At 62.6% G+C, this 22,070-nt stretch carries 22 protein-coding genes; 13 read left to right on the top strand and 9 right to left on the bottom strand.

Features of this window, described 5'->3' with window-relative positions:
• Positions 1–72 precede the first annotated feature (72 nt).
• On the top strand, positions 73–1,434 hold the full coding sequence (locus tag OO306_RS09455) for a DEAD/DEAH box helicase (protein WP_027593135.1): 1,362 nt from the start codon (positions 73–75) through the stop codon (positions 1,432–1,434).
• A gap of 56 nt (positions 1,435–1,490) precedes the next feature.
• Here the strand turns inward: OO306_RS09455 and OO306_RS09450 are convergent, their stop codons facing one another.
• Positions 1,491–1,763 carry a hypothetical protein gene (locus OO306_RS09450; RefSeq protein WP_099455003.1) on the bottom strand — a complete coding sequence of 91 codons (273 nt, stop codon included), beginning with the start codon at positions 1,761–1,763 and terminating at the stop codon, positions 1,491–1,493.
• Positions 1,764–2,034: 271 nt separating this feature from the next.
• Here OO306_RS09450 and OO306_RS09445 point away from each other — a divergent pair, with 271 nt between their 5' ends.
• The 4 genes from OO306_RS09445 (at position 2,035) to OO306_RS09430 (ending at position 4,050) form a co-directional block, all read left to right on the top strand.
• Positions 2,035–2,313 (top strand): BrnT family toxin, encoded by a 279-nt coding sequence (locus OO306_RS09445; protein ID WP_265968472.1) that lies wholly within the window; start codon positions 2,035–2,037, stop codon positions 2,311–2,313.
• The gene (locus OO306_RS09440) at positions 2,291–2,545 is read left to right on the top strand and encodes a BrnA antitoxin family protein (RefSeq protein WP_099430144.1); all 255 of its coding nucleotides are present in this window, start codon (positions 2,291–2,293) and stop codon (positions 2,543–2,545) included. The genes OO306_RS09445 and OO306_RS09440 overlap by 23 nt, the downstream gene beginning before the upstream one ends.
• Positions 2,546–2,622: 77 nt before the next feature.
• Entirely contained in the window at positions 2,623–3,018 is a 396-nt protein-coding gene (locus tag OO306_RS09435) for a hypothetical protein (protein WP_027593132.1), read from the top strand.
• Positions 3,019–3,123: 105 nt separating this feature from the next.
• Entirely contained in the window at positions 3,124–4,050 is a 927-nt protein-coding gene (locus tag OO306_RS09430; RefSeq protein ID WP_265968468.1) for a DMT family transporter, read from the top strand.
• Between the two features lie 133 nt (positions 4,051–4,183).
• Here the strand turns inward: OO306_RS09430 and OO306_RS09425 are convergent, their stop codons facing one another.
• Positions 4,184–5,365 (bottom strand): YbfB/YjiJ family MFS transporter, encoded by a 1,182-nt coding sequence (locus OO306_RS09425; RefSeq protein ID WP_265968465.1) that lies wholly within the window; start codon positions 5,363–5,365, stop codon positions 4,184–4,186.
• A 106-nt stretch (positions 5,366–5,471) separates the two neighbouring features.
• Between OO306_RS09425 and OO306_RS09420 the strand changes: the two genes are divergently transcribed.
• Together OO306_RS09420 and OO306_RS09415 are read left to right on the top strand one after the other, a co-directional pair.
• Positions 5,472–6,365, top strand: a complete 894-nt coding sequence (locus OO306_RS09420) for a LysR family transcriptional regulator (RefSeq protein ID WP_265968464.1) — start codon at positions 5,472–5,474, stop codon at positions 6,363–6,365.
• Positions 6,366–6,489: 124 nt separating this feature from the next.
• Entirely contained in the window at positions 6,490–6,618 is a 129-nt protein-coding gene (locus OO306_RS09415; RefSeq protein ID WP_256214945.1) for a PA1414 family protein, read from the top strand.
• A 78-nt stretch (positions 6,619–6,696) separates the two neighbouring features.
• Here the strand turns inward: OO306_RS09415 and OO306_RS09410 are convergent, their stop codons facing one another.
• Positions 6,697–8,076 (bottom strand): sodium:solute symporter, encoded by a 1,380-nt coding sequence (locus OO306_RS09410; RefSeq protein WP_027593128.1) that lies wholly within the window; start codon positions 8,074–8,076, stop codon positions 6,697–6,699.
• 154 nt (positions 8,077–8,230) lie between these two features.
• Entirely contained in the window at positions 8,231–9,181 is a 951-nt protein-coding gene (gene speB / locus OO306_RS09405) for an agmatinase (protein ID WP_027593127.1), read from the bottom strand.
• A 224-nt stretch (positions 9,182–9,405) separates the two neighbouring features.
• Here speB and OO306_RS09400 point away from each other — a divergent pair, with 224 nt between their 5' ends.
• The 3 genes from OO306_RS09400 (at position 9,406) to OO306_RS09390 (ending at position 12,676) form a co-directional block, all read left to right on the top strand.
• Positions 9,406–10,299: a LysR family transcriptional regulator gene (locus tag OO306_RS09400; protein ID WP_027593126.1), complete on the top strand. Its 894-nt coding sequence runs from the start codon at positions 9,406–9,408 to the stop codon at positions 10,297–10,299.
• 136 nt (positions 10,300–10,435) lie between these two features.
• A complete protein-coding gene (locus tag OO306_RS09395; protein ID WP_265968463.1) occupies positions 10,436–12,001 on the top strand; it encodes a PAS domain-containing methyl-accepting chemotaxis protein in 1,566 nt (521 codons plus the stop codon).
• 75 nt (positions 12,002–12,076) lie between these two features.
• The gene (locus tag OO306_RS09390; protein WP_265968462.1) at positions 12,077–12,676 is read left to right on the top strand and encodes a tRNA-uridine aminocarboxypropyltransferase; all 600 of its coding nucleotides are present in this window, start codon (positions 12,077–12,079) and stop codon (positions 12,674–12,676) included.
• Positions 12,677–12,818: 142 nt separating this feature from the next.
• Here OO306_RS09390 and OO306_RS09385 read toward each other — a convergent pair whose 3' ends face one another.
• The 3 genes from OO306_RS09385 to OO306_RS09375 all read right to left on the bottom strand — a co-directional run bounded on the left by OO306_RS09385 (position 12,819) and on the right by OO306_RS09375 (position 15,530).
• Complete coding sequence (locus tag OO306_RS09385; protein WP_027593123.1) at positions 12,819–14,192, bottom strand: TolC family outer membrane protein; 1,374 nt, start codon at positions 14,190–14,192, stop codon at positions 12,819–12,821.
• Between the two features lie 380 nt (positions 14,193–14,572).
• Positions 14,573–14,935, bottom strand: coding sequence for a YbaN family protein (locus tag OO306_RS09380; protein ID WP_027593122.1), 363 nt, complete (start codon positions 14,933–14,935; stop codon positions 14,573–14,575).
• Between the two features lie 7 nt (positions 14,936–14,942).
• Entirely contained in the window at positions 14,943–15,530 is a 588-nt protein-coding gene (locus OO306_RS09375; protein ID WP_027593121.1) for a YecA family protein, read from the bottom strand.
• A 246-nt stretch (positions 15,531–15,776) separates the two neighbouring features.
• On the opposite strand from OO306_RS09375, the gene recQ reads away from it, so the two are divergent.
• Together recQ and OO306_RS09365 are read left to right on the top strand one after the other, a co-directional pair.
• Positions 15,777–17,921 (top strand): DNA helicase RecQ, encoded by a 2,145-nt coding sequence (recQ, locus tag OO306_RS09370; protein WP_085272475.1) that lies wholly within the window; start codon positions 15,777–15,779, stop codon positions 17,919–17,921.
• A gap of 150 nt (positions 17,922–18,071) precedes the next feature.
• A complete protein-coding gene (locus OO306_RS09365; protein ID WP_027593119.1) occupies positions 18,072–18,509 on the top strand; it encodes a MarR family transcriptional regulator in 438 nt (145 codons plus the stop codon).
• Positions 18,510–18,538: 29 nt separating this feature from the next.
• Here the strand turns inward: OO306_RS09365 and OO306_RS09360 are convergent, their stop codons facing one another.
• On the bottom strand, positions 18,539–20,725 hold the full coding sequence (locus OO306_RS09360) for a patatin-like phospholipase family protein (RefSeq protein ID WP_027593118.1): 2,187 nt from the start codon (positions 20,723–20,725) through the stop codon (positions 18,539–18,541).
• 67 nt (positions 20,726–20,792) lie between these two features.
• On the opposite strand from OO306_RS09360, the gene OO306_RS09355 reads away from it, so the two are divergent.
• Complete coding sequence (locus OO306_RS09355; RefSeq protein WP_027593117.1) at positions 20,793–21,074, top strand: SelT/SelW/SelH family protein; 282 nt, start codon at positions 20,793–20,795, stop codon at positions 21,072–21,074.
• On the opposite strand, the gene OO306_RS09350 is transcribed toward OO306_RS09355, so the two are convergent.
• Complete coding sequence (locus OO306_RS09350) at positions 21,075–21,965, bottom strand: DMT family transporter (protein ID WP_027593116.1); 891 nt, start codon at positions 21,963–21,965, stop codon at positions 21,075–21,077.
• Between the last annotated feature and the right edge of the window lie 105 nt (positions 21,966–22,070).

Here is a 22,070-nt window from a genome sequence, read left to right as displayed (position 1 = left end):
GCGCCATTAGAGCGCGGATGCCGATAAAGTTGCCAAAAGAAATTCGGCTATGGCGGCAGAAAACGTTACCCTATGCAACTGAATTTCCCGCACTTGCCTGAGGTTACCTCCGTGTTTTCCCAATTCGCCCTGCACGAACGCCTGCTTAAAGCCGTGGCCGAGCTTAAATTTGTCGAGCCGACCCCGGTGCAGGCAGCGGCCATCCCCCTGGCCCTGCAAGGGCGTGACCTGCGTGTGACCGCGCAGACCGGCAGCGGCAAGACCGCGGCATTCGTCCTGCCAATGCTCAATCGCCTGGTTGACCTGAGCGGCCCGCGCGTGGAAATCCGTGCGCTGATCCTGCTACCCACCCGTGAGCTGGCACAACAGACCCTCAAGCAGGTGCAACTGTTCTCCCAGTTCACCTACATCAAGGCTGGCCTGGTTACCGGCGGTGAGGACTTCAAGGAACAGGCCGCCATGCTGCGCAAGGTGCCGGACGTGCTGATCGGCACCCCGGGCCGCCTGCTCGAGCAACTCAACGCCGGCAACCTGGACCTGTCCCACGTCAAGGTCATGATCCTCGATGAAGCCGACCGCATGCTCGACATGGGCTTTGCCGAAGACATGGAGCGCCTGTGCAAGGAGTGTGAGAACCGTGAGCAGACCCTGCTGTTCTCCGCCACCACAGGCGGCGCGGCCCTGCGCGACATCATCGGCAAGGTGTTGAAAGACCCTGAGCACCTGATGCTCAACAGCGTCTCGCAGCTGGCCGAAGGCACCCGTCAGCAGATCATCATGGCTGACCACGACCAGCACAAAGAGAAGATCGTCCAGTGGTTGCTGGAAAACGAGACCTACCAGAAGGCGATCATCTTCACCAACACCCGTGCCCTGGCCGACCGTATCTACGGCCACCTGGTGGCCAAGGACGTGAAGGCCTTCGTCCTGCACGGTGAGAAGGACCAGAAAGACCGCAAGCTGGCCATTGAACGCTTCAAGCAGGGCAGCTCCAACGTGCTGGTGGCAACCGACGTTGCCGCCCGTGGCCTGGACATCGACGGCCTGGACCTGGTGATCAACTTCGACATGCCACGCAGCGGTGACGAGTACGTGCACCGTATTGGCCGTACCGGCCGAGCGGGGGGCGAAGGCCTGGCGATCTCGTTGATCACCCACAACGACTGGAACTTGATGTCGAGCGTCGAACGCTACCTCAAGCAGCAGTTCGAGCGCCGGGTGATCAAGGAAGTCAAAGGCACCTACAACGGGCCTAAAAAGGTCAAGGCTTCGGGCAAGGCTGCCGGTACCAAGAAGAAAAAGGTCGAGAAGAAGTCGGGTGACAAGAAGGCTGGCGCTAAGCGCAAGCCGACCGCCAAGCCAAAGGCCAACGCGCCACTGGCCAGCTCCGACGGCATGGCGCCGCTGAAAAAGCGCACGCCAGCAGCTGAGTAAGCCGTCTGCAGCCCTATCGCCGCCTTGCCGGCGATAGGGCCTTTACCGCCTCTGCGTCACTCCGCTTTCTTCTCCGCTGTCTTCAATTCCTTGATTCGCGTATCGATCAGCTGGCACTTGTCCGGCAGGTCCTTGCTCGCCGTCCCCAGCTCCATACCCTGGAGCTCATCGTTGATCTCCTTGGCCTTCTGCGGGTTCTGTTCGGTCAGCTGGCTGACCAGCCCGGCCAGTTCTTCGCGCTTCTGGGTGGCCTCCTCCGGCGTGCAGGCCCAAGCGGGCAGGGCGCAGAGCAAGGCGGTTGCACAGGTGATGCGCAGCAGCGATTTCATCCTTTATACCTCTCGCGTTGGCTATGCGTGGTGGAGGGTTCGGCTCCCTGAGAAGTTCAGCATCTGCGACAGGTGGCCTCCAGCTTTGCAGTTCCGTCCTGACTGATCCGCTTCAGAAGGCCTTTGCTGATGCTCTTTTCCTATCGAGTAGTAGTCCCTTTCTCTAACGCCTTCTAACCGCCGAGGTGCCATTGATGAGGGGTAGCCATACCGCTAGTCTTGGCAGAAAAGAGGGGGTACTGTATGTACGACTGTAAATACAGGTCGTCTCATGTTTTTTGAGTGGGATGAAGCCAAGAATGAAATCAACATCCGTAAACACGGCATCGACTTCGCCGATGTGCCAGACATGTTCAACCATCCTATGCTCACACGACGAGACGATGATGTGGCATGTAGTGAAGAGCGCTGGGTTTGCCTGGGCTGGCTCAAGGCGCTGATAGGCGTTGTGGTTTATACGGAAAGGCGAGGCGAGGTAATACGCATCATATCCGCACGCAAAGCCACCAAATGGGAGGCCAAACACTATGACCAAAGCATCGAAAACTGATTGGGGCCGTTTGGCCCGGCAGGAAGACAAGGATATCGATACTTCCGATATCGCCGAGTTGGATCAGGATTTTTTTCGCCAGGCCGACCTGCGGGTTCCTGCAAAGCAGGCGGTGACCATTCGCCTGGACGCTGATGTTCTTGCCTGGTTCAAGGATCAGGGCGCCGGGTATCAGACGCGTATAAATCAGTTGCTGCGCCAGTACATGCAGGCTCAGCAAAGACAGCGCTGATATCTTTCTGAACGCAGCCTGTCAGCGGCAGGTCCCAACCTGTGTACCCCTTCCGTCCACAGCAGGAGCCTGCCGCCATGAGCACCACCTACGACTGGGACTTGATCGAACGCTTGCTGCATGAAGTGCAGAACAGCGCCGGTCACAGCTTTACGCCACGCCCCTACGCCGAGCAGCACGCCGCGGCGCTAGCCGCCAAAGGCCAGCCGATAGGCGATCTGGACCACTTGAAGACCCGGGCCTGCGAATACGAAAAACTGTTGTTCGAACGCGGCTTCATCGAAAGTCGGCCTGATGAAGAGGGGGGCAACGGCGAAAACTTTGTCCTCAGCGAACGCGGTTCGCGCCTGTTAAGCCTGATCGACAGCAGCATCCCGGGCTTCGAGCACCCGCGTCAGGTCTTGGATGAACAAGCCGATGCGCTGGATGAAGCGACCTTTGAGCAGGTGTCATCGAAGGCACAGATTGCTTGAGGTCGTTTTGAGGGTGGCACGGGTGGGCCTGTAAACCCGATAATCGGCAGTCTTTGAAGACTGCCGAGCTGATCCCATGCCAATGATTACCCCAAAGGCCCGCCGATGAGCGCGGCCCGGAAGAACCCCGACGCCTTCGCTTTCCAGGTCATGCTTGGGTTATGCCTGATCTGGGGCTGCCAGCAAGTGCTGATCAAGACGGCTGCCGTCGACATCGCTCCGGTCATGCAGGCCGCCTTGCGCAACTGCATCGCCGCCGTGCTGGTGGGCCTGATGATCTGCTGGCGCGGTGGTTGGGAGCAGGTGGGCAGCACTTGGCGCGCCGGGTTGTTGGCGGGCGGGTTGTTTGGTGTCGAATTCCTGTTCATCGCTGAAGGGTTGAAGCTGACGTCGGCAGCGCACATGTCGGTCTTCCTCTACACGGCACCCGTTTTCACGGCGTTGGGCCTGCACTTCATGCTGCCCAGTGAGCGGCTGCGGCTGCTGCAGTGGTTGGGGATCTTGCTGGCCTTCGGTGGGATCGCCACCGCGTTTGCCGGTGGCATGTCGTTTGAACAAATGGACAGCCGCACGTTGCTGGGCGATGCCTTTGGCGTTGTGGCGGGGCTGGCCTGGGGTGCGACGACGGTGGTGGTGCGCTGTTCCCGGCTTTCGGAAGCACCGGCGACCTTGACCCTGTTCTATCAGTTGGCAGTGGGCTTTGCCGGGCTGCTGCTGATTGCCTTGCTCAGCGGCCAGATCGGCGCGGTGTCGCTGACGCCTTTGGCGGTGGGCAGTGTGCTGTTCCAAGGGATCGTGGTGTCGTTTGTCAGCTACCTGACCTGGTTCTGGTTGTTGCGCAAATACCTGGCGTCTAACCTCGCGGTGTTTTCGTTCATCACGCCGCTGTTCGGCGTGACATTCGGCGTGCTGCTGCTGGATGAGCCGTTGAGCGTGAACTTTGTACTTGGCGCGGTGATGGTGTTGCTGGGTGTGGTGCTGGTGAGCGCCGAGCCTTGGGTGAAGCAGCAATTGCGCAAATGGGTGGGGTGATAGCCGCTGCCCTAGGCTTCACTGACCGTCAACCGAAACCCCTGTAGGAGCAGCCTTGCGCTGCGAAGAGGCCAGTGACAACAACGTAGATGCTCGCTGCTGCCACTGTCCTCTTCGCAGCGCAAGGCTGCTCCTACACGGATTGCGCGGTGGTTGAAGGGGCCGCCAGGCAGCTGGGGTTGGCATGCGCTGCAGTCAGCACCAACACCCCGGCCACTGCCAACCCGCTCGCAGCCAGCAGCAATGCCAACTCCAGGCTCCCCGAGTAGTGGTTGCTGACTGCCGCCAACAACGGCCCGCTGAGTTGCCCGAGCGCAAAGCACGCAGTGAGCAGCCCGGCATTACGCTGCGTCGCGTGTGGCGCCAGCTCTCGCGAGCGCTGCATCACCAGCTGCATGCAGGCCAGGAACGGCGCGCCGCACAGCACCACACCCAACCCCAAGCCAAGGCCACCGCCCATCAGGCATGCCAGCACGCCGAGCCCTTGCAGCCACAGGGTGGCGGTCAGCCAGGCAGAGGTCCGGCCGGCCCGGCGCACGCTCACCAGCAGCACGCCCAGCGCGGCAGCCAGGCCAAAGGCCGGCCAGAACAGGTCGGCCATCCACTGGCCGCGAAACTGCTGGTTGGCCATCTGTGACAAGAAGGTGGCCGGCAGGATGTAACCGACGCCGTACAAGGCATAAACCAGCCCAAGGCGCGCAATCCCGGCATTACCTACCCTACCGGGCTGCGCAGTGGCCGGGTGCACCGTTTGCGCTTGCGCCTGCGGCAACCAGGGCCGTACGGCCAACAGCATCATCAGCGCCGCCACCGCGTAGATCAGCCACAGCGCTGCCGAACCCAGCCCCAACCCATGCGCAACCAGTGCCAGCAGCCCGGTAACGGCGATCCCCAGGCCCGGCCCGGCAAACACCAAGGCGCCCAAGCGGGGTTGATGGTGTGCGTTGGCAACCTGCTGGCTGAGGCTGGTGATCATCACCAATACCCAGGCGCTGGCCACGCCGGTACCGAAGCGCAATAGCAGGTGGCTCCAGAAGCCATCGGCGGCCCACGAGGCCAAGGTCAACAGCACGCACAGCCACAGGCCACCCTGCAGGCGCAGGCGTACCTGGGCAGGCTTGCGGGCGAACATGCCATCCACCGCACCGATGAAGTAACCCAGGTAATTGGCCGCCGCGACCAGCCCGGCGGCCGTGAGGTCGAACTGGCCTTCGGCGATCAGTTGCGGCAGTTGTGGGGTCAGGGCGAAGCGGCCGATGCCCATGGCCATCATCAGCGCCACGGCGCTGGCCAGCAGTTGTATACGGGGCGACATGGAAGGGCTCCTGCACGTTGGTAAGCGATGGATGGCAGGTTAGGGGGCTTTCGCGTTCAATAAAATTGAATAATGATGATGAAGTTGTTCTGTTTTGGAGAAAGGTATGGAGTTCAGCCAACTGCGCATCTTCCAGGCGGTGGCCGAGGAAGGTTCGGTCACACGCGCCGCCGAGCGCCTGCATCGGGTGCCGTCGAACCTGTCGACGCGCCTGCGCCAGCTCGAAGAACAATTGGGCGTGGAGCTGTTTCTGCGCGAGCGCCAGCGCCTGCAATTGTCGCCCGCGGGCAAGGTGCTGCTGGACTACGCCAACCGCTTGTCGGCGCTACGTGACGAGGCGATGGCGGCCGTGCAAGGTGGCCAGCCGGCTGGGGAGTTTGTGCTGGGCACCATGTACAGCACCGCAGCCACCCACCTGCCGGCGTTGCTGGCGCGTTATCACCAGGCGTACCCGGCGGTGAACCTGCAGGTGCGTGCAGCGCCCAGCGGTGAGCTGTTCGAGGGCTTGCTCAGCCATGGCCTGGACGCGGCCTTGGTGGATGGCCCGCCAAGCCTGGCCGGGCTGGACGGTGTGCCGCTGTGCGACGAACAGCTGGTGTTGATCACCAGCCCCGAACACCCGCCCGTGCACACGGCAAAAGACGTGGCAGGCAAGGCGGTGTTCACTTTCCGCCAAGGCTGCTCGTACCGAATGCGCCTGGAGGCCTGGTACGCCCACGCTCATACGCCGATGGGGCGGGTGATGGAGATCGAGTCGTACCAGAGCATGCTGGCCTGTGTGATTGCCGGCGCAGGTGTGGCCATGATGGCGCAGTCCATGCTCGACAGCCTGCCTGGGCGCGACCGGGTGCGGGTCCACCGGCTGCAGGCACCCTTCGATCAGGCGGTCACGTGGTTGATGTGGCGCCAGGGCATGCGCGGGGCAAATTTGCAGGCCTGGATCGATCTGCAACAAAGCGAAACGATTAACCAATCGTCGGAATGCGCCGTTCAGGCTTGATCCGCGTCAAAATGGCCCTTATCTCTAGGACCAGATGCATGCGCAATACAGGACATCGGGCTATGATCTGTATGAAACATCACTGGATTGATTGACCGTGAGGCTGACCCGTCAAGGGGGCACTATGAAGAAACCACTGTTCAACTGGCTCCACGACTTGGCTGTCGCACTGGGGTTGATTCCACCCCCCCTGCAGCCGGTGCCGATCCCGACTGATGAAGAGCAGCGCAAGCGCCAACCGCGTCGTCGCTGAAATGACAAAGGCCGCCGCATCATTGCTGATACGGCGGCCTTTTTGTTGCGGTGAATCGTCTGTATGGCTTAGTGCGTATCAGGCCAGCTTGACTGCTGCCATCGATTTACGCGACATCAGGCTGACCGCCACAAAGCTCACCAGTCCAACTGCCAGGCTGTAGTAGATCGGCGTGTTGGCTTCCAGCCCATCCTTGAACATGAACAGCAGCGCAGTAGCGAAGCCCAGCGACATGCTGGCGATGGCGCCTGCGGTGGTTGCGCGTTTCCAGAAGATCGCACCAATCAGCGGGATCAGCATGCCGCCGACCAGCAGGTTGTAGGCCAAGGTCAGGGCGTTGATCACATCGTTCACCACCAAGGCGATACCCAGTACCACCAGGCCGGTCAGCAGGGTGAACAGACGGCTGATGGCCAGGCTCGACTGCTTGCCGCCACGCAGCTTGGGCAGCAGGTCTTCAGTCAGGGTGGTGGACGCGGCCAGCAGGCCGGCGCTGGCAGTCGACATCATGGCCGCCAGGGCCGCCGCCATCAGCAGGCCACGAATGCCATCGGGCAGGGTGCTCTTGATCATCTCCGCAAAGGCATTGTTTGGGTTGGCCAGGTCGGGCATCAGTACGTGCGCGGCCATGCCGATCAGGGCGCAGGCCAGGCCGTACACCACGCAGTAGACGCCTGCGGTGGTACCGGCACGTTGGCAGACCTTCTCGTCACGGGCAGTGAATACGCGCTGCCAGATGTCTTGGCCGATGAGGATGCCGAAGAAGTAGATCAGGAAGTAGGTGATGATGGTGTCCCAACCGATGGTGGTCAGCTGGAAGCTGGCCGCAGGCAGTTTGGCCACCAAGGTGTCCCAGCCACCGGCCTTGTACAGGCACACCGGCAACAGGATGAACATCAGGCCGACGGTCTTGATGACGAACTGGACGATGTCGGTCAGGGTCAGCGACCACATGCCACCGATGGTCGAGTACAGCACCACCACGCCACCGCCGAGCATCAGCGACATCCAGAACGGCAACTCGAGCAGCACTTGCAGCACGGTCGCCATGGCCAGGGTCGAGGTCACGCCGATCATCAGCGCGTATGCCAGCATGATCGCCGCACTGGCCTGGCGTGCCATCGGGTTGTAGCGCCGCTCCAGAACCTGGGTCACGGTGTAGATGCGCAGGCGCAGCAGCGGTTTGGCGAGGAACAGGTTGAGGGCGATGATGCCCAGGCCCAGGGCTGCGCACAGCCAAAAGCCAGAAATGCCGTGGACATAGCCCAGGCGCACAGTGCCGACGGTGGAGGCGCCGCCGAGTACGGTAGTGGCCATGGTGCCCATGTACAGGGTCGGGCCGAGGTTGCGTCCGGCCACCAGGTAGTCTTCCTGGGTTTTTGCCCGACGCATGCCATACCAGCCAAGCCCGAGCATGCCGGCGGTATAGATCATTACAACGATGATGTCCAAGGCCATTGGGGGTCTCCCGATTATCTTTATTATGGCGAGATCGACCGCACGGGCTTAGCGCCACCCGGCGGTCTAGTCTTGTGTTGGCGGGCCTCAGTGGCCCTCCCTCATGGCTCCTGCCGGGGTATTGCAGTCAAGCGGTGCCGTGCTATCGCCAGGATCAGCGACGCACGACGCCCGGCAGCACGCAGAGCATCTCGAACAGCAGGTTGGCGCCGAGCAGCGAGGTGTTGCCGGTGGTGTCGTAAGGCGGGGAGACTTCGACGAGGTCACAGCCGATCAGGTCCAGGCCGTGGCAGCCGCGAATGATCTCCATCGCTTGGATCGTGGTCAAGCCTCCAATTTCAGGCGTGCCGGTGCCAGGGGCCCAAGCGGGGTCGATACCGTCGATGTCGAACGACAGGTAAACCGGGCCGCCGCCGACTTTTTCACGGACTTCGGCCATCAGCGGTTCCAGCGATTTGTGCCAGCATTCCTCGGCCTGCACCACGCGGAAGCCCTGGCGACGGCTCCAGTTGAAGTCGTCGGCGGTGTAGCCCTGTGCGCGCAGGCCGATCTGCACCACGCGGTCACAGTCGAGCAGGCCCTCTTCCACGGCGCGGCGGAAGGTGGTGCCGTGGGCGATCTTCTCGCCGAACATGTGGTCGTTAACGTCAGCGTGGGCATCGATGTGCACCAGGCCGATCTTGCCGTGCTTTTTATGCAGGGCGCGCAGGATCGGCAGGGTGATGGTGTGGTCGCCGCCCAGGGTCATCGGGATAACGTTGTGCTCGACGATTTCGTCGTAGGCTTCTTCGATGATGCGCACGGCATCGAGCAGGTTGAAGGTGTTGATGGCCACGTCACCGATGTCGGCGACCGACAGCGAGTCGAATGGCGCAGCCCCGGTAGCCATGTTGTACGGGCGGATCATCACCGACTCGGCGCGGATCTGACGCGGTCCGAAGCGGGTGCCGGAGCGCAGCGAAGTGCCGATGTCCAGAGGCACGCCGATGAATGCGGCATCCAGGCCGGCGGCGCTTTGCAGGTGGGGGAGGCGGAGCATGGTGGCGATGCCGCCGAAACGCGGCATTTCGTTGCCGCCCAGTGGTTGGTGGAGAGTCTTGTCCACGGTGGGCCTCATCAGTCGGTCGATTGTTGTGTTTGTTCGAACCTGTGCCGCGGCGCGCCTGTGTAGTCTGGTTGTGCCGGCGGGCAGGACATTTCGGCCGAGTTTGCGCAAGGTAGTGCGTAGGAAGAATCGCTACCGGCAAATACTTACTTCAGGAATTTCTGAACTAATGCCCGCGCAACCGGTTAGACTTCACGCATTTACTGTTGCGGAACCGTTGCACCATGACCTCGACCCTGCCCGATCTGAAACTGCTACGCATCTTCGTCAGCGTGGTGCGTCACCAGGGCTTCGCCAACGCCCAGCGCGATTTGAACCTGTCGACGTCAGCCATCAGCACGTACATGAGCCAGCTGGAGGGCGGGTTGGGGATTGTGCTGTGTCACCGTGGTCGCGGCGGTTTCAGCCTCACCAGCAAGGGCGAGCTGTTTCATCAGGAGAGCCTGCGCCTGCTGGCCGAGCTGGATGGCTTTGAGCAATATGCCGCAGCCCTCAAGGGTGAACTGCGCGGCACGCTCAACCTGGGCGTGATCGACTCCACCGTGGGCGACCGCGCGCTGCCCCTGGCCGAAGCCATCGGCGCCTACAGCCAGGAGCACCCGGCGGTGCACTTGCACCTGTCGGTGTCCAGCCCGTACGAACTGCAATTGGGTGTACAGGACAACCGCCTCGACCTGGCCATCGGGGCGTTCTCTTCGCGCATGAGCGGCCTGGTTTACCAGCCGCTGTACCGTGAGCAGCACTGGCTGTACTGCAGCAGCCGCCATCCGTTGTTCAACGAGCGGCGCATCCCTGAGCAGGTGGTGACCCAGCAGCGCATGGTCGGGCGCGGCTACTGGAGCCAGGCAGAGCTGGCCCGGCATGGTTTCAAGCACAGTGCGGCGACGGTGGAAAGCATGGAGGCGCAGCTGATCCTGATTCTCTCCGGTGCCTACATTGGCTACCTGCCAGAGCATTACGCCCAGGCTTGGGTGGAGAAGGGCGATCTACGGGTGTTGTCGCCCTCTACCTTCGGCTATCAGGCGCCCTTTTCGTTGATCATTCGTCGTGGCCGCAGCCGCGAGCCGTTGATTCAGACGTTCCGCGACCTGCTTAAAAGCCAGCTCAACGTGGGTTGATACACAGCCTGTCCATGCATTCCGTCGGGACGGGCTCAATTCCTACAGAACATGACCGCTAACCTGATAGCGCTCTGCTAAACATCAACTTGCGCTGATGATTCCTCCCTATTTCATCCTGCAAGGATCGCCCAAGATGCGCATGAATTTGCCCGTCACTGAGCACGAAAGAACCTTCTCCAGCGATCAACGCCTGATCTCCACGACGGACCTCAATAGCCGCATCACCTACTGCAATGACGCCTTCGTGGCGATCAGCGGTTTTACCTACGACGAACTGGTCGGCCAGACCCACAACCTGGTGCGTCACCCCGACATGCCCCCAGCGGTGTTCGGGCACATGTGGGACACCATCAAGCAAGGCAAACCCTGGATGGGCGTGGTCAAGAACCGCGCCAAAAACGGCGATTACTATTGGGTCAGCGCTTACGTCACCCCGGTGTATGAGCAGGGCAGGGTCAGTGGCTATGAGTCGGTGCGCTCAGTGCCGACACGTGAGCAGATTCGCCGTGCCGAAGCGCTTTACGCGCGCTTGCGTGCCGGCCGTTCGCCGGTGTCGTGGGCGGCGCGGCTAGGGCATGAATTGGGGCATGGCTGGCCACTGATCGGCGCGGGCCTGCTGTCGGCGGCAAGCTACCTGTGGCTGCCGCCCTACGCGGCCCTGGGGGTGCTGATGACCAGCCTGTTGCTGGCCTGGTACCTGGTCGAGCATCACCACAGCCAGGCCATTCGGCGCACACTTGGCGAGCACCCGAAAGCCTTCACCAGCCCGTTGGTGGCGTTGACCTACAGCGACAACCTGGGCCTGCAGGGCCAATTGGACATGGCCATCATCAGCGAAGAGGCCCGCTTGCAAACCGCCTTGACCCGCCTGGTGGATGCCGGCGTTGGGGTTAAGTCGCGGGCCGCGCAGTCGGCTGACCTGTCCGACGCCCAGGCGCAGATGCTTGACCGCCAGCGCAACGAAACCGACCAGTCCGCCACGGCCATCGCGCAGATGGCGGCGACTATCCAGGAGGTTACCCACAACGTGCAAAGCACCGCCCATGCAGCAGGCGATGCCGACCAGCTGGCGCAGCAAGGCAGTGAGTTGGCCCAGCAGAGTCTCAAGGCCATGGGCAGCATGAGCGATGCGGTCAACGACATCGGCCAGGCGGTCAACGCGTTGGCCGAGCAGACCCAGTCGATCGGTAGCGTGGTCGATACGATCACCTCGATTGCCGAGCAAACCAACCTGCTGGCGCTCAATGCCGCCATCGAAGCAGCGCGCGCCGGGGAGCAGGGGCGCGGCTTTGCCGTGGTGGCCGATGAGGTCCGCTCTTTGGCCCAGCGCACCCGTGCCTCGACCGAGGAGATCCATCAGATCATCGCCTCGTTGCGGGCAGGGGCAGAGCGGGCAGTGAGCACGGCCAGCCGCGGCGAGCAGATTTCGCGCGACAGCGTACACAGTGTCGAAGCGGTGCAAGCGGCGTTGACCGGTATCGCCCAGGCGGTCAGCCGGATTACCGGCATGAGCCAGCAGATGGCGACGGCTTCTGAGCAGCAAAGCCATGTTGCCGAGGATATCAACCAGCAGATCGTGAGGATTGCACAGCTGTGTGATCAGAGCGCCGGGCAGGCCAGGCAAGGGGCGGAAATCAGCCAGGACCTGGAGCGTATGGCGGAGTATCTGCATAGCCTGGCGGAGCGTTTCAACCGCTGACGTTCAGCGTATCCCACAAGGAAGTGGGGCTTTTCTACAGGGCTATGGCACACTGCGCCCGGTAAGGAGAAGCCGATGCCCAGACCCCGCTGCGAGCGCTGCCAGCGCCCGCTCGACCACTGCCTTTGCCCACTGATACCCTCGCTCGACAGCCGCACCCGCGTGGTTCTGCTGCAGCACCCCAGTGAAAGCTCGCACGCCCTGAATACCGCCCGCCTGGCCGCCCTTGGCCTGGTCAATGCCGAATTGCGCGTTGGCGAGGTGTTCGAAGACCTCGTTGAATTGCTGCAGACACCAGGCTACCGGCCGGCGCTGCTGTTCCCGGGTGAGCATGCCCAGGTGCTGACGGCTTATGGTGAGGGGGATGACAGGCCCTTGCTGTTGATCGTGCCCGACGGTACCTGGCGCAAGGCACGCAAGCTGCTGTACCTGAATCCGTTGCTGGAGGCCTTGCCGCGTGTGACGCTGGGGGCGGTCGCGCCTTCGCGCTACCGGTTGCGCAAGGCGCCGGAGCCGGGTGCATTGTCGACCCTCGAGGCGGTGCTGGAGGCGCTGAACGTGCTGGAGCAGCCAGCCCGGTTCGATGCACTGCTCAAACCGTTCGAGGCGCTGATCGAGGGGCAGATCAAGGCCATGGGTGCCGAGACGTTCCAGCGCAATCACGGCACTCCATAAACGTGTAGGAGCAGCCTTGCGCTGCGAAGAGGCCGGTGAAAACAGCCAGGATTAACTGCGCTTTCACCGGCCTCTTCGCAGCACAAGGCTGCTCCTACACGTGACGTGGATCAGTCAACAGTCAGGTTGCCCCGACTGTTGATCAACGCATCTCAGGCAGCTGTGCGTCGGTCTTCACCTCATTGCTGGCGATGGCTTCTGGCGGCAGCGAAATACGCTGCTTGCTCAACAGCTCACCCATGGTTGCCAACACGCGGTACATCGAGAACTCCTCGGTGTAACGCACTTCGGTGTAACGACGGTCGGCGTTGTACAGCTCGTTCTCACTGTCGAGCACGTCGAGCAGGGTACGTTGGCCAAGGCCGAACTGATCCTGGTAAGCCGCGCGCACGCGCTTGGTGGTTTCGGCGTATTCACGCGCAGTCGGGGTCTGCTTGCGCGCGTTGTTCATGGCGTTCCAGGCCAGGCTCAGGTTCTCGGTCAGCTCGCGCAGGGCGTTGTTGCGGATGTCCAGGGCCTGGTTGATCTTGTGGGCATCGGACTGCAGGCGGGCCTTGTCGCTGCCGCCGCGGAACACGTTGTAGTTCAGCTCGACACCGGCCTGCCAATCGTTATTGCTGTGGCCCTTTTCACCGCCAAGGTTGTTGTTGGCACCCGTGGCCAGCACAGCGTCCAGGCGTGGGTAGAAGGTCGACTTGGCCACTTCGTACTGCCGCTCGGCCGCATTGACGTCGGCCTGGGCGGACTTGATGTAAGGGTTGTTCTGGCGCATGCCTTCCCGGGCATCGTCGAGGGTGCCAGGAATTTCAACCTTGATCGATTGCGGCCCTTCCAGTTCATCGGGGTGTTTGCCGATGACGCTGAAGAAGTTGGCCTCGGCATCGGCCAGGTCGACTTCGGCGGTGTCCAGGTTGTTCTCCGCCAAGGCACGGCGGGCGCGGGACTGATCGAGGTCGGCGGTGCTGCCGACGCCGCGCTCGGTGCGCAGGCCGATCTGGTCGTTTACCCGCAGGTGGGCTTGCAGGTTGTTCTTGGCCAGCGTCACCAGCTCACGGCGCTTGAGCACTTCGAGGTAAACCTCCACTGCGCGCAGGGCAACATCCTGGGCGACCGCCTGGGTGTAGTAGGCGCGGGAGGTGGCGACCGCTTCGGTGCGGCCTACTTCGTTCGAGGTGTTGAAGCCATCGAACAGCATCTGCCGCAGGCGCAGCTCAGACTGGGTGTAGCTGAGGGTGGCCTTGTCATGGTTGCGCGTACCGTCGGGGTTGGTGCCGCGGGTATTGAGGTTGTCCGAACGCTGGCGGCCATAGCCTGCGACCAGGTCAACGGAAGGGTAGTAGCCGCCGCGCGCGAATTTCACGTCTTCATCGGCAGACAGCTTGCTGTTGCGGTTGGAGCTGATCTGCGGATGGTAGTCCACGGCGCTCTGAACAGCCTCGGTAATCGACATCGCCTGTACGTTGGCACACGCCATTGCCAACAGTAATGCACTGGTGATGGGGGTCAAAACGCGCATGGGTACCTCTCCCTGATCCTAAAATAAGTCCTGCTGGTCGCCAAAAAAATGACGATATAGTTATCATGCAAATCGTTTCAGGTTTTTAACAACAGAGCTAAGAACATTCAATCAAAGTGATAAGAAGATTTTCTCATAACAAATATTGATAATTGAGTTATCAGGTCTAAGAGGGCGCGGGCGACGCTGAAGGACCGCCGAAATCAAAGCGGCTGAAAGTCTCGTTTTTCAAGGTTTACAGCGAGTTCCAGAACTTTTGCAGCTAAAAAAAAGGCTGGATAGGCGAAATAGATATTTGGCGACAAAAAAATGACGCGCAAGGATTTAGGCCCGCTATGTGTTCATCGAGAGGGTGCTATTACTGGCGCACGCAGCATTGATCACTGCTTGCGCAGGGTCTTTTGCTTGAGGATATAGAGACTGACCAGCACCGCGCTGGTGAGCATGAACGCTCTAGCCCAGAACAGCGGTACCAAGTAGCACGACAGGCCAATGCTGGCCCACATCAGGCCGATGGCGTAGACCTTGCCTTTTAGCGGTATGCCTTCGCCACTGAGGTAATCACGGATCCACGGCCCGAGCTTCGGGTGATGGACCAGCCAGTAGTGAAAGCGAGGCGAGCTGCGCGCGAAACACGCCGCCGCCAGTAGCAGAAAAGGGGTGGTGGGCAACACCGGCAGGAATATCCCCAGCACCCCCAGCGCAACGCTGAGCCAGCCAACGGCCAGCAGCAGGTAGCGCACAGCCGACTCAGTGGTGGCGTGGCTTGAGCAGCGCGGGCTTCTCATCAGGAGCGTGCAGCAGCAGGAACAGCGCGCTGAGTGCTTCCGGGATCTGCACGATCATGTCGTCCTGCAGGTTGGCATTGCTGGCGATGTCGGCGAACTCTGGTTGCTCGTCGAACAGGCCCGAACCGACCATGATCGGCAGCAGCATCTCGCTGACTTCTTCTTCAGCGTTCTCGAACCAGGCCTCTTCACGTAGGAACACGCCCTCCATGAAGCCGATGCACCAGCCGCGCAGGTCGGAATCGTCCGGCTCGTCGGTCAGGTCCAGGTCGCATGGCAGGTCGAATTCTTCATCGCTGGCCAGTTGACGCGCGATGTGCGCCTTCAGTGCCACCAGGGTCGCTTCGATCTCGGTGCGCTGGGCATCGCTGGCGTAGTGGGGTTCTTCGGCGAACAGGGCGTCGATCCACTCGCGCTCAGGTACGTCCTCGGCATTGATCGACAGGGCCGTGAGGTAGCCGTGAGCGGCGACGTAGTCCAGCGCTTCTTCGTGCAGCTCGTCGGCGTCGAGGAAGGCTTGCAGGCGGGTGAGTTGCTCGGCGAAGGACATTACAGGGCTACCTTGGGGAATAAACGATACCGAATTCTAGCACCTTGCAGCGTTGGCGGGGCAAAGGGAACGTCTGTCACAGCGGCACCCTGCGTGGGTTAGCACTGGGGTATAATCCGCGATTTTTCATCCAGGGGCGGTCTTTGTCGGCCGTCTGGTAAAAACCGCTTACGCATTCGGCGTGTGCGGGGCGGGTTTTTCGTCCAGCCTGTCTCCAGGATGGTACGGCGATTTGTGGAGTTGCACATGCTCGAACAGGCTCAGCGCGTTCTCAAGGATATCTTCGGCTACGACAGTTTCCGTGGGCGCCAGGCAGCAATCATCGAATGCGTGGCCAACGGCGGCGATGCGCTGGTACTGATGCCCACCGGCGGCGGCAAGTCGCTGTGCTTCCAGGTGCCGGGGCTGCTGCGCCCAGGCCTGACCGTGGTGGTTTCGCCGCTGATTGCGTTGATGGACGACCAGGTCGCCACGCTCGACGAGCTTGGCGTGGCCGCGGCCGCACTCAACTCGACGCTGAGCGCCGAGCAACAACGTGAGCTGGCCGGGCGCATGCGCCGCGGTGAGCTGAAGATGCTGTACCTGGCGCCTGAACGTCTGGTTCAGCCGCGCATGCTCGACTTCCTGCGCGACCTGGACATCTCGTTGTTCGCCATCGACGAGGCCCACTGCGTGTCGCAATGGGGCCACGACTTCCGTCCGGAATACCTGCAGTTGGGCCAACTGGCCGAGCTGTTCCCGCATGTGCCGCGCATCGCCCTGACCGCCACCGCCGACATGCGCACCCGCGAAGAGATCGTCCAGCGCCTGCACCTGCAGGGCGCCGAGCGTTTTCTTTCCAGTTTCGACCGGCCCAACATCTTCTACCGCATCGTGCCCAAGGAGGCGCCGCGCAAGCAGCTGATGGCCTTCCTCGGCGAGCGTCGCGGCAACGCAGGCATCGTCTACTGCCTGTCGCGCAAGAAGGTCGACGAGACCGCTGCCTTCCTCTGCGACCAGGGCTTCCCGGCGCTGCCGTATCACGCCGGCCTGGCTGCCGAAACGCGATCCGCCAACCAGCACCGCTTCCTCAACGAGGAAGGCTTGATCATGGTCGCCACCATTGCCTTCGGCATGGGCATCGACAAGCCCAACGTGCGCTTTGTCGCCCACCTCGACCTGCCCAAGTCGCTCGAGGCCTATTACCAGGAGACCGGCCGTGCCGGCCGTGATGGCTTGCCGTCCGATGCCTGGATGGCCTACGGCCTGCAGGACATGGTGATGCTCAAGCAGATGCTGCAAAACTCCGAGGGCGACGAGCGCCACAAGCGCGTCGAGCAGCACAAGCTCGATGCCATGCTGGCCCTGTGTGAAGAAACCCGCTGCCGCCGCCAGTCGTTGCTGGCCTACTTCGACGAAACCCTGGAGCAGCCCTGCGGGCATTGCGACAACTGCATCGACCAAGTGCAGACCTGGGACGCCACCGAACCTGCCCGCCAGGCGCTGTCGGCCGTATTCCGTACCGGCCAGCGCTATGGTGTCGGGCACCTGGTGGACGTGCTGCTGGGCAAGGACACAGAGAAAGTGCGCAATTTCGGCCACGAAAAGCTTTCGGTGTTCGGTGTCGGCAAGTCGCTGGCCGAGGTCGAGTGGCGTTCGCTGTTCCGCCAGTTGGTCGCACGCGGCCTGGTAGATATCGACCTCGAAGGGTACGGGGGCCTGCGCCTTTCCGACAGCTGCCGGCCGCTGTTGCGCGGCGAGGTGACCTTGCAACTGCGCCGCGACCTCAAGCCGCAGACGGTGGCCAAGAGCGCTGGCAGCGGCGGCAGCCCGGCCAGCCAGTTGGTGCGTGCCGAAGAACGCGAGCTGTGGGAGGCGCTGCGTACCTTGCGGCGCAAGCTGGCCGAGGAGCACAGCGTGCCGCCTTACGTCATCTTCCCCGATTCGACGCTGCTCGAAATGCTGCGCAGCCAGCCCGCCAGCCTCAGCGACATGGCCCAGGTCAGCGGCGTGGGTGCGCGCAAGCTGGAGCGCTACGGTCAGGCCTTTCTGGAGGTGCTCAACAACAGCGGTGGCACCGATGAGGCGCCCAAGGTGGTGCTCGACCTGCGCCACGAGCTGGTCAGCCTGGCGCGCGCGGGCATGACCCCCGCGCAGATCGCCGGCCAGCTCAATTGCAGCGAAAAGAACGTGTACAGCCTGCTGGCCGAGGCCATCGGCCGCCAGGAACTGAGCCTCGATCAGGCCCTCGACCTGCCGGAAGACCTGATGATGGAGGTGCAGGACGCTTTCCTCGACGGCGAAGGCGAGCTGCCGCCAGTTTCGACTATCGCGCCCTTGTTTGGGCCACGGGTACCGGAGGGGGTGCTGTATTGCATACGTGCAGCATTGGCCGCGGAGTTCGACGTTTAACAGCCGGCAGGTTCGAGGCCAGAACCGCCAACTGCTGACCTTTGTCATGCTTTTTGACGATTATGGAACACTGGCAAGCGCCCGAGCCTTGCCACGTGGTCCGGGGCATGGTTAGCTGCCTAATAATTAGATCTATTCAATGAGTTGCTTATGCCCCTGACCGACAACCAACACCGCTTCGGCATGCAGCTGGCCCAGATGTCCCGGGGCTGGCGTGCCGAGTTGGACCGCCGCCTGGCCGGGTTAAACCTGTCCCAGGCGCGCTGGCTGGTGTTGCTGCACCTGGCCCGTTTCGAAGAAGCACCGACCCAGCGTGAGCTGGCCCAGAGTGTGGGTGTCGAAGGCCCGACCCTGGCGCGCTTGCTCGACAGCCTGGAGGCGCAGGGCTTGGTGCGCAGGCAGGCAGTGCTTGAAGACCGGCGGGCGAAGAAGATTTTGCTGTGCCCACCGGCCAAGCCGCTGATCGAACAGATCGAGACCATTGCCAACGCGCTGCGGGTAGAGCTGTTCACCGGGGTGGATGAGGCGGACCTGGAAGTGTGCATGCGGGTGCATGCGAAGATTCTGGGTAACCTCGAAAAGTCCTGATTACGGGGGCCGGATACGGCCCCATTGATTCAGAAGGTATGCCCCAAGTTCAGGTACACCGCCTGCTCATGCGCACTGTTGGCCCCATAGCTCAAGTTCAACGGCCCCAACGGTGTCTCCAGCCCCAGGAAGATACTCGCCGCATTGATGTAGCCACTGTCGAATTCATTGTCGTTGTTCCACGCCCGCCCACGTTCCAGCGAGCCGCCGATGTACAACGGGAAGTCCAGCGGCACGTAGGCCCGTGGCGTCAGGCGGCGGTAATAGACCATGCGCAGCAAGCTGATGTTCTGCCCCGACACCGAGTCCTGGCGGAACCCTGACAGTTCCCGCGCGCCGCCCATCACGAAGCTTGAGGTCACCACCTCGGCATCATCCAGCGTGCGCCCGTAGCGCCCGCCCAGCACCCAGGTATTCGGGCCACTGCTGATGGCCTTGTCCAGGTTGAATAGCCACTGGCGGTAGTCCTGGTCGGAGTCGAGCGATTTGTCGTACTTGCGCAGGGTCAGGCCGATGTCTTCGCCGCTGTGCGGGAAGTACACGTTGTCGAGGGTATCGAACGAGTACTTGAGCTCGTAGAACCCTTCATTGAAGCTGACCTTGGGCAGGTCCTGGTCACCGATACGCACTTCGGCTTCCCCCCAGGCCTTGCCCGCGCCAAGGCGCACTTCGCCATAGGTGCCGATCTGCCGGCCGAGGTTGAGGCCAAAACCATAACGTTCCAGGCGGTACTCGGCGATCGGGTCGTTGTCCAGGGTCGCCTCGATGTTGCGCGAGCCTATGTCCAGGTAGGGCGCGACGAAGTAGCGCGAGCCCACATCCAGCGGCTGATAGAACTCGCTGTAAAGCTCTTGCTGGTCGCCGATTTGGGCGCGGGTCAGCCATTCGGCGCCCAGGCTGTTGATGCCGTTGACCCGGTAGCTGGCGCCGAGGTTGAAGGCGCTGTCGCCGCGCAGGTCATCCGACAGGTTCAGGCCTAGGCGCAGGTAGTCGGTGCCGCCGCGTCTGCCCCGGGCATTGATCACCAAGGTGTTGTCAGCGCCCTTGTGCACCACGCGGTACTGCACCCGGTCGAAGTAGTCCAGGCCATACAGCGTGCCCATGTCGGTCTGCAGGCGGTCGAGCTCCAGCGGCGCATCGATCGGCTGGCGGATATAGGAGCGGATCACGTCATCGCTGACCTTGGAGTCGTTTTCCACCCGGATCGCAGTAATCACCGGCGTGCGCTGACGCGGCGAGCGGGCAACGGCCAGGCTGCTGTCGCCCTCGGGCTGGCGCAACGCGGCCAGGCGCGGGTCGAGCAGGCGGGTGGCGCGGTAGCCGGCCTCGATCATCTCGCGGGCGCGGCCGAAGTCGGTCACGCCAAACGCGGCCAGCGTCGGCTGGATCAGGATGTCGTCGCGGTGCAGGCTGGCCAGTTGTTCTTCGGAGTTGCGCCGGGTCATCAGGGTGATCGACTGGTTCAGCACATCGACCACTGTGGCCAATTGCTTGCGGTCACGCAGCGGCGTACCGATGTCGACCACGATGGCCAGGTCCACACCCATGTCGCGGGCCACATCCAGTGGGATGTTGTCGACCATGCCGCCATCCACCAGCAAGCGGCCATCCAGCTCGACCGGGGCGAACACCGCGGGGATCGACATGCTGGCGCGGATCACCTGGGGCAGGTGGCCGCGGCGGAACACCACCTTTTCGCCGCTGGCGATGTCGGTGGCCACCGCACGGAAGGGGATGGGCAGTTTGTCGAAGTCGCGGGTGTCGGCGGTATGGGCCAGCTTGCTTTCCAGCAGCAGCGCCAGGTTCTGGCCCTGGATCACGCCCAGCGGCAGGCCCAGGCTGCCGTCGTCGCGAAAGCTTAGCTTCTGCTTGACCAGAAAATCACGGTCGTCCTGCTTGCGCCGGAACGGCACGTCCTTGCGCGGTGGCGCATCCGACAAGGCCTGTTGCCAGTCCAGGGTAGTGGCCAGCTTTTCCAGTTCTTCGACGCTGTAACCCGAGGCGTACAGCCCGCCGATCACCGCCCCCATGCTGGTGCCCGCGATGGCGTCGATGTGCACGCCTTGTTCCTCCAGGGCCTTGAGCACGCCGATATGGGCAAGGCCCCGGGCAGCGCCGCCAGAGAGCACCAGGCCAACCTTGGGCCGTACCTGCTCGGCGGCATTGACCGTGGCAGCAACCAGCATCAGCAAAAAACAGAACAGCAAACGGCGCATCGTGAGTCTCAAACCGTGGGCAAAAGACCGCTAGTATAAGCGGCCCCTTACCTGGAGATGCTTCGCAATGGCCATCAGCAAGCCTGAAATCGTCATCACGTATTGCACGCAGTGCCAGTGGCTGCTGCGCGCTGCCTGGCTGGCCCAAGAACTGCTCAGCACCTTTGCCGACGACCTTGGTCGGGTAGCGCTGGAGCCGGGTACCGGTGGCATCTTCCGCATCACCTGTGATGGCGTGCAGATTTGGGAGCGCAAGGCCGACGGTGGGTTCCCGGAGGCCAAGGTGCTCAAGCAGCGGGTGCGTGACCAGATCGACCCGCAGCGCGACCTGGGCCACAACGATCGCTGATCAGGCCCCTTCGGCCAGCGGCCGTGGCTTTACGGGTTGTTCGGCGGCCAGGCGGCTGGACAGCACGATGGCGAAAATGATCAGCGCACCACCCAGCAGCATGCGCACGGTGGGCGTTTCGGCGAACACGGCCCAGGCCACGGCGATGCCGTAGACCGGCTCCATGCCGAACACCACGGCAGCCGTGCGCGCCTTGATCACAGCCAGGCTGGCGACAAACAGGCTGTGGGCCACGCCCGTGCAGAAGACGCCGAGCAGGGCGATCCACAACCAGTCCATCGGCGTCACCGCGCCCAGCCCGGGTGCTGCGAACGGCAACAGGCACAGGCTGACCACCAGGTTTTGCCACAGCGCTGCCTGCACGGCGGGCAAGCGGCCGGAGCCGGCGCGGTTGGTCAGCGACAGCAACGAGAACAACAGCCCCGACAGCAGCGCCCAGAGCAGGCCGCCAGTGGCCTCGCTGGCCAGGTCGAAGGCCGGTGTGACCAGCACCAGGCCGATGCTCACCAGCAGCACCAGCACGGCTTCGTTGCGCCGGATGCGTTCGCGGAACAGCAGGCCTTCGAGGATCACGGTAAAGGCTGGGAAGCTGGCGAAGCCCAGGGTGGCGATGGCCACGCCGCCCACCTTGACGGCGATGAAGAAGCTGACCCAGTGCCCCGCCAGCAGCACGCCGCCGAGCAGCAGGCGGCGCACATCCTGGCCACTGAGCCGGTGCCAGCCTTGGCGGGCAAAACTGGCGAACAGGGCCAGGGCCAGGACTGCAAAAACGGCGCGGCCGAAAACGATGATGGCCGGGCTGGCGCTGGCGGCCAGCTTGCCGAAGACGCCGGTAAGGCCGAAGAACAGCGCGCCAATGTGCAGGGCGCCTAGGGCTGTGCGGTGGTTCATGGTGGTCCTTGAGCAAGAGTATGTCAGTACTGGCCCTTTCGCGGGGCAAGCCCGCTCCCACAGGTTTTCTGGTGCCTTGGGGTTGGTTTGTACCTGTGGGAGCGG

This window comes from Pseudomonas sp. DCB_AW (assembly GCF_026240895.1).
Lineage (GTDB): Bacteria > Pseudomonadota > Gammaproteobacteria > Pseudomonadales > Pseudomonadaceae > Aquipseudomonas > Aquipseudomonas kermanshahensis.
This window is presented reverse-complemented; position numbering and strand designations above follow the sequence as displayed.